Annotated in this window: 12 protein-coding genes; 6 read left to right on the top strand and 6 right to left on the bottom strand. The window is 55.4% G+C overall.

The annotated features are described in order from the left end of the window. Positions 1-105 precede the first annotated feature (105 nt). The gene (locus tag DQ405_RS12870) at positions 106-756 is read left to right on the top strand and encodes a hypothetical protein (protein WP_045428535.1); all 651 of its coding nucleotides are present in this window, start codon (positions 106-108) and stop codon (positions 754-756) included. A gap of 6 nt (positions 757-762) precedes the next feature. Then, complete coding sequence (locus DQ405_RS12865; RefSeq protein WP_031653271.1) at positions 763-1,917, top strand: helix-turn-helix domain-containing protein; 1,155 nt, start codon at positions 763-765, stop codon at positions 1,915-1,917. A gap of 102 nt (positions 1,918-2,019) precedes the next feature. Here DQ405_RS12865 and DQ405_RS12860 read toward each other — a convergent pair whose 3' ends face one another. The 4 genes from DQ405_RS12860 to DQ405_RS12845 form a co-directional block, all read right to left on the bottom strand. Further along, complete coding sequence (locus tag DQ405_RS12860) at positions 2,020-2,616, bottom strand: DUF6088 family protein (RefSeq protein WP_041106958.1); 597 nt, start codon at positions 2,614-2,616, stop codon at positions 2,020-2,022. 14 nt (positions 2,617-2,630) lie between these two features. Beyond that, positions 2,631-2,894, bottom strand: a complete 264-nt coding sequence (locus DQ405_RS12855; protein WP_073865899.1) for a BPSL0761 family protein — start codon at positions 2,892-2,894, stop codon at positions 2,631-2,633. Between the two features lie 66 nt (positions 2,895-2,960). Then, the gene (locus tag DQ405_RS12850) at positions 2,961-4,361 is read right to left on the bottom strand and encodes a DEAD/DEAH box helicase (protein WP_023083090.1); all 1,401 of its coding nucleotides are present in this window, start codon (positions 4,359-4,361) and stop codon (positions 2,961-2,963) included. After that, on the bottom strand, positions 4,358-4,945 hold the full coding sequence (locus DQ405_RS12845) for a hypothetical protein (RefSeq protein WP_041106962.1): 588 nt from the start codon (positions 4,943-4,945) through the stop codon (positions 4,358-4,360). The genes DQ405_RS12850 and DQ405_RS12845 overlap by 4 nt, the downstream gene beginning before the upstream one ends. A gap of 104 nt (positions 4,946-5,049) precedes the next feature. Between DQ405_RS12845 and DQ405_RS12840 the strand changes: the two genes are divergently transcribed. From DQ405_RS12840 to DQ405_RS12825, 4 genes are all read left to right on the top strand, one after another. Next, the gene (locus tag DQ405_RS12840; RefSeq protein WP_041106964.1) at positions 5,050-5,271 is read left to right on the top strand and encodes a helix-turn-helix domain-containing protein; all 222 of its coding nucleotides are present in this window, start codon (positions 5,050-5,052) and stop codon (positions 5,269-5,271) included. Between the two features lie 350 nt (positions 5,272-5,621). Next, positions 5,622-8,423, top strand: coding sequence for a class I SAM-dependent DNA methyltransferase (locus DQ405_RS12835; protein ID WP_126189396.1), 2,802 nt, complete (start codon positions 5,622-5,624; stop codon positions 8,421-8,423). 101 nt (positions 8,424-8,524) lie between these two features. Beyond that, the gene (locus tag DQ405_RS12830) at positions 8,525-10,636 is read left to right on the top strand and encodes a DEAD/DEAH box helicase (protein WP_041106968.1); all 2,112 of its coding nucleotides are present in this window, start codon (positions 8,525-8,527) and stop codon (positions 10,634-10,636) included. Continuing rightward, complete coding sequence (locus DQ405_RS12825; protein ID WP_023082699.1) at positions 10,629-11,837, top strand: GIY-YIG nuclease family protein; 1,209 nt, start codon at positions 10,629-10,631, stop codon at positions 11,835-11,837. Before DQ405_RS12830 ends, DQ405_RS12825 begins: the two co-directional genes overlap by 8 nt. Before the next feature lie 103 nt (positions 11,838-11,940). Here DQ405_RS12825 and DQ405_RS12820 read toward each other — a convergent pair whose 3' ends face one another. Then, positions 11,941-12,351, bottom strand: a complete 411-nt coding sequence (locus DQ405_RS12820; protein WP_052649197.1) for a hypothetical protein — start codon at positions 12,349-12,351, stop codon at positions 11,941-11,943. A 1-nt stretch (position 12,352) separates the two neighbouring features. Continuing rightward, positions 12,353-13,459, bottom strand: a complete 1,107-nt coding sequence (locus DQ405_RS27485) for a hypothetical protein (protein ID WP_241729976.1) — start codon at positions 13,457-13,459, stop codon at positions 12,353-12,355. Between the last annotated feature and the right edge of the window lie 9 nt (positions 13,460-13,468).

Genomic DNA, 13,468 nt, shown 5'->3' with positions numbered 1-13,468 from the left:
TGCTGCAACGTCCTCTCGGTCTCCCTCCGCGACGTGTGCTTCTTGTTTTTTTACCTCATTTGAGGAAGAATAACCGGAAGTCACCGTTGTGTTAGGAGTCCTCAGATGCAGGCTTGCCAGGTATTCAGTGATCAGGATGAAATCGCCGCCCGTCTTGAACAGTTGAGTCTGGAGCGCGAGCCACTGCGTGAGGCTATCAATCAAGCTCACCTACAGCGGGTTCGCCTGACTCCTAACCATCCCAGCATTTTTCCCGGCCTTGAAATGTGGGGCTGGTTGGTAGGAGCGGTGCGCGATCAGCTGCGCCCACTAGGGTGGGTCGCGCATGAACAGTCGAACTACCCTCTTACCGTTCACTCGGCGCTCAATCTCGCGATTGCTGTCGCATCGGGAGATAGCTATGTTGGAAATCTGCTGGGGATGCCGAGCAGCCGATCCAGGAAGGGTAAAAATACAGTTGATGCTGTTGAGCGGAACTGCCAGTTCGACATGTTTGATGACTTGCTGCCCGATCCGGAGGAGCTGCCTGAATCAGGCCCTCATGAGACCTGGATCCTGCTCCACCACACCGACACGGTGAAGAAGGAAATCCGCATCGAGCTCTCACGTCCATCGGGAATGGGTAAAGGCGGCAAGATCAATTTCTGGTCTGAACGCATCATGCTTGGCACCCTTGCTCTTGATGATGATTTCTTTGAGGTTACCTCCCCAGGCGGTCCGGATATCGACATCGAAATTCGCCGTAAAAGCTCGTGATAGATCATGTTTAATCCACAACGATTTGCGCTCGCCCGTCGCCGGCGAGGTATGAAAAAGCGTGAGCTTGCCACTCATATAGGAGTAACGGAGCGATCAGTCTCCGGCTACGAGAGTGGCACGCAGGAGCCTGAGCCTGGAACCCTTGCAAAAATCGCTAAAACGCTTCGGTTCCCCGAAGCGTTTTTCTTTGGTGATGATCCTGAGGTGCCAACGCCGGATGTTGCCAGTTTCCGGTCGCTCTCAAAGATGACTGCTGGCCTTAGGGATTCAGCTCTCGGTGCAGGCGCAATTGCGCTCCTGCTGAATGACTGGATCGAGCAACGTTTCGATTTGCCAGAGCCAGATCTTCCGGACCTGGGGTCCGAACGCGCTGCACTGACGAATTTTGAGGCGCTCGATAAGCTGGCACTATCACGCAGTGCCCAAGCGCCAGAGGCCGCTGCGGAGATGCTGAGGGCACACTGGGGTTTAGGTGAGCAGCCGGTTAAGAACATGATTGCGCTTCTTGAGTCGAAAGGCGTTCGTGTCTACTCACTTGCAATTGATGCAAAGGAGGTCGACGCGTTCTCGATGTGGAGTGGCGGCCGCCCCTTTATGTTCTTGAATACCTTTAAGTCGGCCGAGCGTTGCCGCTTTGACGCAGCTCATGAATTAGGACATTTGGTTATGCACCAGCATGCCCACCCACAAGGACCTGATTTAGAGCGTGAGGCGAATGCCTTTGCGTCGGCTTTTCTAATGCCACGTGCAAGCGTTCTAGCGATGGCTCCACGTTCGATCACTATCAAAAGCCTAATCAAATACAAGAAGCTCTGGTCCGTTTCTGTGGCAGCCTTAAATTACCGGCTTCATAGCCTGGGGCTTTCCACGGAGTGGGCTTACCGAACGCTGTGTATTCAGATTGCTCAAGAGGGCTATCGCACCGAAGAGCCGGAATCTATTGCTCATGAGCGGTCAGTGATCCTGGAGAAGATTTTCGCCGCGTTACGTGCAGATGGGGTTGGGAAAGCTGGCGTCGCGGGAGAACTGGCAATCAGTCCTGAGGAGATCAATGAATTGACGTTCGGATTGATGTTGAACGTGTTGAAGGGGCAGAGCGCTAACCCATCCGACTCTGGTGGGAAATCAGGTGCCCATCTCCGTTTGGTCAAGGGGTGAAGGGATGCCGCCGATGTCGCTTGGTCGGACTCGGCCAGCAACGGAAATCTGCCTGACAGAGCGTTAAGGAGCAAGCGTGTTGACGGTGTGTATGCGCGCTGACTACTCCAACGCCATGCGCATCCATTTCGGCATTTTGCAGGCCATTAATGTGGTTAGGTCTTCTGGCCTGAGCACCTTCTTGATCGCGGCAATGCATTCCGGGGTCGAGCCGTCTTTACCGAGATAAAATAGTGCGCTGATAGCCGTCCCTACCTCGGTCCCGGCACGCTGCATGACCATTGGTGCCGCATGTACCAACCGGACCTCACCCTTACCTATAAAAAATGATCGGCTGGGTCCGCTGGTGTAATAGATCGGAATGAGCGGCATCTGGGTGCTCAGTCCAAACAACCTGACCGCATGAGCGCCATGAATCTGTAGAACATGGCGGTTCTGCCTAGCGATCAAGCTCACTACTTCCCATACATTTGGGCGGACCCGTGCAACGTATCGACTGGATTTCGGGCGCATGTAAATTCCTCGATGCACCCGTTCAAGTTCGCCTTGGCTGACCAGCCGAGCTAGTGCCTTGGATATGGCGCCACGCGCTCCAAGCTCCGCAAAGCGGCCGATGCAGAAGGGTTGCCCTTTGGGTAAGCGCTTAATCCGTTGCGCAATGCGGGTGGATACCGACAGAGCAAAATCAGTGCTGGACATTGCGGCTCTCATTTCTATCGCGTGAAGTCCAATGACGAGCTGAACAGCGGCTGATGAAAAGCGATCACCCGCCGTCGATATTCATCATCTGGTGCATCGCTCACCAGGCACTCTTCAAGGCGCCCCAACGAGAGGATCTGGTCGGCCGACGGGTAGTGCCTGAGCAGGCTTTTCGCATAGCTGCGGATATCCTGAGGCAGCTCAGTGTTACGGGCGAGCTCTCGCAGGAACTCTTCGGTCTTGATGACGCTGCGGGTTCTTTCGTGAGAAAGGGTCAATGCGGCTATCTCCTGATTCAGTCAACCACGTCTGCCGACGCTTGAATTCAGTCCTCCATACAAGCATCAAAAGCAAGCCAGCAACTGTTGCCGGTAGTGCTTGGAAAAGCTGACCAGATGGTTTGGCTCAGCGGCAGAGCCCCCCAGGGATAAGGCGCATGTAGCACCTGCCCCAATTACCTGCGCAATGCCACTTCCATTACTGTCATCCAGGACATCGATATTACCAGCAGCCCCAATCCAGCCAGATATTGAACCTGAAGTGGAGGCTGGCATCTCTACCTCGTTCAGCACTGCCAGGTCATCCGGTAGATCATCTGCAATTCTCTCTGCCAAGCACTGCAGTGTCGGCTCCGCTAACATGAATAGCCACGCCTGATTATCGGGCTCGCCTGTGCGCCGAAGCACTCGCCCAAGCACTTGTCGGTAATGCAGCTCAGTGCGGATGCGACTGAGGTAGCAGCACACCTGGAGTCGAGGAATGTCCGTGCCTTCGCTGATCATTCCAACTGCGATAATCCAACGGCAGGCGCTGTGTCTGAACGCATTGATAACCTGCTGCGCAGCCGGGGTTTTGTTGGTCACGATGCGGCAACCTTCACCCAGGGTTTCCAGGGCCAAGGCAATTTGCTGGGCGTGCTCGATGTCGGTGGCAACCACTAAGCCTGCCGCATCAGGCTTGATCAGGCGAAGCTCATCCAGCTTGCTGCACCCGAGACCGAGTAACTGGTCAATCACCTCGTCATGGCGCAACAGCTCTTCGTAGGTGACAGGGGACTCCCCCAATAGTTTGGCAATGCTGGGAAACATCCTGACAGTGCTCTCCGTGTCCAGCTCCTCGGTAAGTATCACCTTCTGGTTGTCGAGCAGGACAATGCGAGGGGAACGGCACACACCATCAGCAATGGCCTCTTTCAATCCGTAGCGGTAGTCGCAGATCAGGTACCCCTCGGGCGTCGAGTAGCGGGCCAGGGCAATGGCCCGGTCGTCCGAACGCCATGGGGTGCCGGAGAGGGCCAAGGTGAAGGCTGCCCTGTCCTGTATCCGCTGAAGAATCTGTTGGCCCCAGGCGTTACTCAGAAGTACATCGTGGCCGGCGCAGTGGTGGATTTCGTCGAAAACCACGAACACACGGTAGTCATCGAGGAGTCGCCAGAACGTCTCATCTCGGTATTCCATGGCTTGATAGGTGAACGCCGCCCCAACTGCGCCGAGTTGGCCGTCCAAGCGTCTGCCGAGCACCGCAGCAAAGGACGAGCGAAAGCCCTCGACAACTTGGCAGGATGGTGCGAAGCAGAGCACCAGATCGATCCGGTCCTGCTCAAGCAGCCTGCTGGCCAGCTCTGCCGCCATACGCGTCTTACCGGCACCCGGCGTTGCCTGGCAGAAGAAGTGCGGCGTGGCAGTAAAGTGCTCCAGTGCCGCGTCGATGCAGCGGCGTTGCCAGTTTCGCAGCAGTGTGGTCATCGTGCGGAGGCAAGCGTCTTGAGTGTCTTCTCGATGGCGCGAAGATGGCCCAGCAGGCGCGAGCTTCGGTCTCTAGCTTCCAGGTACTCGCCTTCGACCTTATCCCGGAGATGCGGCATATCATCGAGGAGCAGCTTGTATCGCTCCGCCTCGCCCATCGATGCGAGGAAGTCCAGCCTGATTTCCTTGAGGAGCGCCTCCAGGTGCTGATCCGCATCGACTGATGGTTGCGGCACCGCCGAATTATCGAACGCTGACGGCTCCTGCTCTGGCTCACAAGCAGTCTTATGGCTGTTCTCGAACCCGTTGTCGATCAGCTCCAATTGCAGATGTGCCGGAATCGGCAGCAGGTGGTAGACCTGTCCCCGCGAACGGCGCTCTTCATCGAGCACAACCCAACCCATGCGCAGCATTCGGCGGATCTGCTCATACACATAGCGGCGCACATCACCGATACGGAAAGTCATGCCATCCAGGCGCTTGGCATAGGCATCACGCAGTTCACGCGTCGTGAACCTTGAACGCCCTTCCTCCTGAAGCAGCTCATACAGACGCCTGTCGAAGGTAAACGAGGCCGATTTCATTGAGGCACCAGAAGAGTTAACGCAGAGGAAATGCGGATTATAATCCGTGGCTCCTACGTCCGCAAACACACGATAGTGCCGCCTCAAGTGGAATTGAGACGGTCATGGATAAGTTGGCGAAGGCGTTAGGGGAACGCATCCGGACGCAGAGAAAGGCCTGTCGGATTTCTCAGGATGCTCTAGCGCTGGCCTGCAGTATGGACCGTAGCTATATGGGGCGAATCGAGCGTGGCGAAGTAAACATCACCGTCGAGAAGCTCTATCGCATTGCAAGCGAGCTCGCTTGCGATCCATCCTGCCTTCTGCCTCAGTTGTCAGAGCTGTAGCTCCGCATCTGATCGAGAGCGGTGTTCAAGAAGGCCTGACCAGATCCAGGCCAAATTTCGCTCTCAGATCAAAACCTGGTCTGCGGCTTTTTCGCATTACAGAAGCGCCTTCCTTTATCATCCCCCGGCATCGTGTAGTGGTTGATTTCCCGGTCACTGGCTCAGGGCGCTCAGATGTCGCTGCCGATGGCATTAGGCATGCGTCAACGCTTCTGAGCAGAGCTGAGTTGCCGATGCTGACGCCAGGCTGACAGAGCAGCATGTGCCGGCCGGGAGGTAGCCATTACCCAAAAATTTAGCGGCTAAAATCGCCGCATTCGCGCATCAGCGATGCTGGATAGTGGTAAACCATGAATGCAGTAGAAATTGAGTCCGCCATTTCGGACCTGGCCTTTGAGCCCTTTGACGCGGTGGAGTTTCCGTTCACCTTCCTGGCCGCATTCGGCAATAAGGAAACCGCTCTCAAGCGGCTGCGCGCCGGCAACAACAACGCCTCGGACGTACCTCGCGGCGTACTACTGCGCAACAACATTCATATCGCCACCTGCGAGCCCGGCAGCGTGGGCGATACGCTCAAGGCATTGCGTGCCAGCCCGGCCACCGCAAAAGCCAAGGCCAAATTCATCCTCGCTACCGACGGACAAACGCTGGAGGCCGAGGAGCTGATCACGGGTGAAACCATCACCTGCGGCTATCCAGACCTTCCCAACCATTTCGGCTTCCTGCTGCCGCTGGCCGGCATCTCCACCATCAAGGAGATCAAGGACAACCCCATCGACGTGCGCGCCACGAGCCGCTTGAACAAGCTGTACGTCGAGCTGCTGAATGAAAACCCAGACTGGGCCAAAGCCGAACGCCGCCATGACATGAACCACTTTATGGCGCGGCTGATTTTCTGCTTCTTTGCCGAAGACACCGACATCTTCACTGGCGATGGTCTGTTTACCAAGACGGTTGAGCAGTTCAGCGAACGCGACGGCTCCAACACCCACCAAGTGCTGTCGGAAATCTTCCGCGCCATGAACATCAAGCTGGCCGAGCGCGCCACCGCTCAGCCGCGCCTACCCAGTTGGGCCAACACCTTCCCTTATGTGAATGGCGGTTTGTTCTCCGGCAGTACCGAAGTGCCACGCTTCACGCGCATGGCGCGCACCTACCTGCTGCACGCTGGCAACCTCAACTGGCAAAAAATCAACCCAGACATCTTCGGCAGCATGATCCAGGCCGTAGCCGATGATGAAGAGCGTGGCGCACTCGGCATGCACTACACCAGCGTGCCCAACATTCTGAAAGTGTTGAACCCGCTCTTCCTGGATGACCTGCGTGCTCAACTAGACGCTGCGGGCGACAACAAAGCCAAGCTGCTGAACCTGCGCAAGCGCATGGCGCGCATCCGTGTGTTTGACCCTGCCTGCGGGTCCGGCAACTTCCTGGTTATCGCCTACAAGCAGATGCGCGAGATTGAAGCCGAGATCAATCGCCGCCGAGGCGAGGCCAACAATAAATCGGAAATCCCTCTGACCAATTTTCGCGGCATCGAACTGCGCGACTTTCCGGCAGAGATTGCCCGTCTGGCGCTAATCATTGCCGAATTTCAGTGCGATGTGCTGTATCGCGGCCAGCAGGATGCGCTGGCGGAGTTTCTGCCTCTGGATGCGCAGAACTGGATCGTTTGCGGCAATGCGCTGCGGCTGGACTGGCTGAGCATCTGCCCGCCAACGGGAACAGGCGTGAGAGTGCTCGCCGATGACTTATTTGGCACGCCTCTCAATCAGACAGAAATTGATTTCGAGAACGAAGGTGGGGAAACGTATATCTGCGGGAATCCGCCGTATCTTGGCTCACGGGATCAGAAGGACGAACAAAAGGCTGACTTGCAGACTCTTTTCGATAGGCGAATCCAGAACTGGAAGTCGCTCGATTATGTTGCCGGCTGGTTCATTAAGGCCGCTGATTACGGCACCAAAACCCGCTCTGCTGCGGCTTTCGTGTCCACCAACTCCATTTGCCAGGGTCTGCAAGTTCCAATCCTGTGGCCGGAGATATTTGCCAGTGGCCGCCAAATCGAATTTGCCCACACATCCTTTCGTTGGGCCAATCTTGCCAGCCACAATGCAGGTGTGACTGTAGTCATCATTGGCATCACAACGCAGCCACGCAATCCGAGGCGCTTGTTCTCTCTGGACGACTCGGGACAGACCATCGAACGCCAATGTGCGCATATCAATGCATATCTGGCGGTAGGTGATAGTGTCATTGTGGATAAGACTAGCCAGCCCCTGGGTACGCAGAGTGAGATGACTTTTGGAAATACTCCAATAGATGGCGGTCATTTGCTGCTCTCGCGGGACGAACGCGACGCCCTGCAACTCACACCTGCTCAGCAAGGCCAATTTATTCGCCGGATTTATGGCTCCGCTGAGTTCATTCGCGGCCTGGAGCGTTACTGTCTGTGGATCGAAGATCAGCACTTGGCTGAAGCACAAACGATCCATCCTATTGCTCAACGTCTTCGTGATGTGCGCAATATGCGACTCAACGGTGGGAAGACAGCAAGGGACATCGCTGAAAGACCACACCAATTCCAAAGAATGTACTTCGGCAAGCATTCAACGCTCATTGTCCCTAGCGTCTCCTCCGAAACTCGCGCGTATCTGCCCTGCGGTTATGCGCCTGCCGGGACTATCGTTTCCAATCTCGCCTTCGCCCTCTACGATGCTCCGCTCTGGAACATGGCCCTGATTGCTTCCCGCTTGCACTTAGTCTGGATCGGCACTGTCTGCGGAAAAATGAAAACTGACTTTCGCTACTCGAACACTCTTGGCTGGAACACCTTCCCAGTGCCGCTACTCACCGAGCAGAACAAGGCGGACCTGACGCGCTGCGCCGAGGACATTCTCCTGGCCCGCGAAGCCCACTTCCCCGCCACCATCGCCGATCTGTACGCCCCGGACGCCATGCCGGCCAACCTGCGCCGCGCCCACGAGCGCAACGATGAAGTGCTGGAGCGTATCTACATCGGTCGGCGTTTTAGAAACGATACCGAACGACTGGAAAAGCTGTTTGACCTCTACACCAAGATGACAGCAGATACATCGAAGGCCGCGCCGAAAAAGCCACGAGGGAAAAGGCATGAGCGATACCCTTGCTAACCTGACCACGCCCCCCGAAGGCTACGGCGAGTGGTTAGCTGATCTCAAAGGCCGCATCCACAATGCCCAGGCGACGGTACTCTCATGGAGGAAGAATCACAGTGACTAACACTACCAACCCGACCAACAGATACACGGTGCCGTCGGTATCCATTGCTACCGCGCACACTGGGGCATCCAGCAAGGCAAATGAGCTGGGCATGCGTACCATGCAGGAACGCGCCTATACCAAGCGCGGCGAACAGTATTTGCTGATTAAATCGCCACCGGCATCAGGTAAGTCCCGCGCCCTGATGTTTATCGCCCTGGACAAGCTCCATAACCAGGGACTGCAACAGGCTATCGTCGTAGTGCCGGAGCGCTCCATTGGCGGCAGCTTTGCCGATGAATCGCTGAGCCAACATGGCTTCTACTGGGACTGGCAAGTAGCCCCCCAGTGGAACCTGTGCAATGCACCAGGCATCGATGAACCGCGTGTGGCCAAGTCCAAGGTAGATGCAGTGCGCGCCTTCCTGACCAGCAGCGACAAGGTGCTGGTCTGCACCCATGCCACCTTCCGCTTTGCCGTGGAAGAGTTAGGCATCGACGCTTTCGACAACCGCCTGATTGCCATCGACGAGTTCCACCACGTTTCCGCCAATCCGGACAACAAACTGGGCAGCCAACTGAGCGCGTTTATCAACCGCGACAAGGTGCATCTGGTTGCCATGACCGGCTCCTACTTCCGTGGTGACAGCGAGGCCGTGCTGGCCCCGTCGGAAGAGAACAAATTTGAGACAGTCACCTACACCTACTACGAGCAGCTCAACGGCTACCGCTGGCTCAAGTCGCTGGATATTGGCTACTTCTTCTACACCGGCCGGTACGTGGATGCGGTCGCCAAGGTGCTGGACCCGGCACTGAAAACCATCGTCCACATTCCAAACGTAAATGCCCGCGAGAGCCTCAAGGACAAAGAGCGCGAGGTCAACGAGATCATGAGCGCGCTCGGCGATTGGCAGGGTGTAGACCCGACCACCGGCTTTCACCTGATCAAAGCCAAGGACGGCCGCACGCTGAAAGTGGCCGACCTGGTGGATGACAGCGACCCAGGCAAACGCTCCAAAGTGCTCGGCGCATTGAAAGACCCGGCGCAGAAAAACAACCGCGACAACGTCGATGTGATCATCGCTCTGGGCATGGCGAAGGAGGGCTTTGACTGGATCTGGTGCGAGCATGCGCTGACCATCGGCTACCGTTCGAGCCTGACCGAAATCGTGCAGATCATTGGCCGTGCCACCCGCGATGCAGAAGGTAAAGAGCGCTCACGCTTCACCAACCTGATCGCAGAGCCAATGGCTGATCAAGCAGCTGTAGCCGAAGCGGTAAACGATATGCTCAAGGCCATTTCTGCCAGCCTGCTGATGGAACAGGTGCTCGCCCCGCGCTATGAGTTCACCCCGAAAGATACCGGGCCGAAAGAAGGCTTCAATTATGGCCCGGAGGGGTATCAACCGGGCGGCACCAACCTGGGTGTGAATGAAACCACGGGCCAGTTCCATGTCGAGATTAACGGCCTGACCACGCCGCAAAGCACAGAAGCCACGCGCATCTGCAAAGAAGACTTGAACGAAGTAGTGACCAGCTTCCTGCAGGACAAAACCGTGCTGGAGCGCGGCCTGTTCGATAAGGAGAACACCCTGCCGGAAGAGCTGACTCAACTGCGCATGGGCAAGATCGTGCGCGAGCGGTACCCCGATTTGAGCGACGTCGACCAGGAAGCCATCCGCCAGCACGCCATCGCCGCCATGAACATTACCCAGCAGGCCAAGTTGGCTCTGGCGCAGGCAGATGCAAACGGTAGCGACAACGTGCAGGGCAGCACAGCACTGCTTGATGGCGTGCGCAAATTCGTTAACGTGCGCGAGCTGGACATTGACCTGATCGACCGCATCAACCCCTTCGATGCCGCCTATGCGGTACTGGCGAAGGCAATGGATGAAAAGTCTCTGCGCCAGGTTCAGGCCAGCATTGCCGCCAAGAAGGTGAGCATCCCCGAAGATGAGGCGCGAGAGCTGGCCAAGCGTGCCCTGCAGTTCAAGAACGAGCGCGGCCGCCTGCCCGACATCAACTCTGCCGATGCCTGGGAAAAACGCTTGGCTGAAGGCGTAGCAGCATTGGCACGCTACCGCGCCCAAGCCAAAGCGGCGCAGGGGGAATCCGCCAATGGCTGATATGAACGATGACGACCTGCTGGAGGCGCTGGGGGTAGAAGTCCCCACGCTCAAGACAGCCACTCGAACTCCTCGCGAAGAGCGCATCATCGCTGGTTTCGAGGACATTCAGCGCTTCTATCAGACCCACGGCCGCGCTCCGCTGCATGGCGAAGACCGCGACATTTTTGAGCGCTTGTATGCCGTGCGCCTGGATCAACTGCGCAAACTGCCAGAGGCACAAACCCTACTGGCCGGTCTGGATACTCACGGCCTACTGTCAGGTACTGCGGTCACCACGACTAATGTGGATGACCTGGATGAGGACGCCTTGCTCGCCGAGCTGGGCATCGGTAGTGAGTCCGTCGAGCAGGACGACATAACGGTACTGAGGCATGTGCGTTCCAGTGCGGCAATAAAAGCGGCTGAAGAGATGGCCGCTCGGAACCCCTGTAAAGACTTCGAGAATTTCAAGCCGCTGTTTGATGAAGTGGAAGTAGGCCTCAAGCAAAAGCGCTGGGTGACCAAGCCTTTTGGCAAGAACGCCAGCATTGAGGCTGGAGACTTCTTCATTCTGAGCGGGCTCATTGCCTACGTCGCCGAAGTCGGGGACACCTACAAAACGCCGAATGCGGAGACGAACGGGCGTTTGCGCGTCATCTACTCCAATGAGACGGAAAGTGATCTGTTGCTACGATCCCTACAGCGGGCGCTTTACAAGGACAGTGAGGGGCGTGCCGGATCTCGGCTGATCAAGGTCGACTCAGGCCCACTGTTCAGCGACATCGCCGAGCCGGACGACATAGAAAGCGGCACTATCTATGTGCTGCGCAGCCAGTCTAACCACCCCTTCGTGGCCGAGCACCGCGAGCTGATCCACAAGATCGGCGTAACCGGAGGCCGAGTGGAAACCCGCATCGCAGGCGCAGACAAAGACGCCACCTACCTGCTGGCTGATGTGGAGGTGGTCGCTACTTACAAGCTGCACAACCTGAACCGCACCCGGCTGGAAAACATCTTCCACCGCCTGTTCGGCGCGGCGCAGCTGGACTTGACCATCGAAGACCGCTTCGGCCATCCGGTCAAACCTAGGGAGTGGTTTCTGGTGCCGCTGCATGTGATTGATGAGGCGGTTGAGCGCATTCGAGATGGGTCGATTACCGGTTTTGCGTATGACCCGCAAACAGCTCGCCTAGTCAGCGAAGGGGCAATTAAAGCGTGATGGTCATATCCGGGAGAAAGCAAGTCTTCTCTCCTGGATGCCCCCTTGGATTGCACACCAAGCGTGTGCCCAATACGGCATAGTCGAGGAGGTGTACGAATGATTAGCCATTTTGTATCTCTTCAGGTCTTTTCTTGATCAAGGCATAGAGATCAAGGTTGGGAATGGCATTGGCGTTCAAAAGCATCCTCTCAATCATACGCAGTTGCTCTGCATTATTTCTTTTGAGAACCGCAACCTCAGCCTTCAAGTGCTCTATTTGCTCCACAAGCTTTACTTCAGAAGCAGTTATCTTTGTGAGCAGGGAAGGAGTTGCGCCACGAAGTTGAGCTTTTTTATTCTTATAATATGTATTGATACCGACATAAGTGCATAGGGTTTGTCTAGTTGTTTTTATGCCAAGCTCAAGCTCTACCTTAGCGACCAGCGCGTCCCAAGTCAGCTTACCTACCCACTTAGCTAACATAATCTCAATTTTACGCTGTTGCTGAGCTGATATTTTTGGTACTACCACATCACACCTCCCCTTCAGACAGACCGAAAGAGGATAAAAGAGAGCGCAACTCGGGATTAGCATCAGATGCTGTTCTGGCAGTCTTATCTTCAATAATACCCTTCAGGCGAGCCTCAAAATCCGGTAGGGCACACGCGACCTTTGTAATGATCTTGGTATTTAGATCGGTCAAACTGAACTCAGAATTTTTATTTGAGTAACGAATCATCGTTCCGACAGGCTTACTTTTCATCAAATCATTCAGCATGGATAGAATATGGGTATTTCGCGAGTGAATTAGATACCACTGCCTCATCGCCTGGGAGTTTGGTAAGCGTGGATCACACGCTACCGATTCTAATCTCAAAGTTTGAAACGATAAATCTTTCTCAAAAAACTCGATTGTCTTCACATCGCCTGCTATGTGACAAGTCTCCGGACACATGAAGCACTGCGAGACGAAATCGTTCAAATAATTGCAAGGCGTTACATTAAGATTTTGAGTACAAAGACCGGTGGAGGTGACAGATGCCGGCAGGTTGGTGGTTTGTGTAAGTTGATTTTGGGAAACGACTCGAATATCCCGCCTGTCGATATCTGGCGGATTCAATATCGCACTCACACGACTGGCTTTCTCGTCGTGAGTCGTATGAATATAAGTATGGGTTTGCTCGGGATTCTTTCTGCCAGACCAAGCAGTGATAATTTCAACTGGAATGCTACTTAAATCAGCAAGGGTGTTAGATAAGTGCCGCAGACTATGCGGTCGCAGAATTAATTCTGACGAAAATCCGTAATCCTGAAAAATCGATGTCGTGTAGCGCCCCTGGCCGACCAGTCGAGTAAGAACCGAGGCGCCTAGCGACGCTAATGGCACCACCGCATAGTTTGTCTTTTGAAAAACTTTCCCACCACTTCCGACACTCTCGGGCGCACCATAAAGCCAACTCCCCAAGAAGCAGAACATGGCATCCTTAAGCTTGATACTTGATTCTCCGCTTGAAAATGAGAGTGGAAATTCCGGCAAAATTGATGTCCTATAGAAAGCAATCCACCACTCCTGCACTTCTTCAACCGAAACGACAGACTTATCGGAAAAAACTTTTGGCATATTGGCGTACCCGAACAAGTGGGGTAA

This window comes from Pseudomonas sp. SST3 (genome assembly GCF_003325755.1).
The sequence above is the reverse complement of the archived record's forward strand: the minus strand, read 5'-3'. Positions and strand labels throughout refer to the sequence as shown.

Coding starts and splice junctions, on each gene's coding strand:
- DQ405_RS12870 (WP_045428535.1), top strand. CDS start 106: ATGCAGGCTTGCCAGGTATTCAGTGATCAGGATGAAATCGCCGCCCGT.
- DQ405_RS12865 (WP_031653271.1), top strand. CDS start 763: ATGTTTAATCCACAACGATTTGCGCTCGCCCGTCGCCGGCGAGGTATG.
- DQ405_RS12860 (WP_041106958.1), bottom strand. CDS start 2,616: ATGTCCAGCACTGATTTTGCTCTGTCGGTATCCACCCGCATTGCGCAA.
- DQ405_RS12850 (WP_023083090.1), bottom strand. CDS start 4,361: ATGACCACACTGCTGCGAAACTGGCAACGCCGCTGCATCGACGCGGCA.
- DQ405_RS12845 (WP_041106962.1), bottom strand. CDS start 4,945: ATGAAATCGGCCTCGTTTACCTTCGACAGGCGTCTGTATGAGCTGCTT.
- DQ405_RS12840 (WP_041106964.1), top strand. CDS start 5,050: ATGGATAAGTTGGCGAAGGCGTTAGGGGAACGCATCCGGACGCAGAGA.
- DQ405_RS12835 (WP_126189396.1), top strand. CDS start 5,622: ATGAATGCAGTAGAAATTGAGTCCGCCATTTCGGACCTGGCCTTTGAG.
- DQ405_RS12825 (WP_023082699.1), top strand. CDS start 10,629: ATGGCTGATATGAACGATGACGACCTGCTGGAGGCGCTGGGGGTAGAA.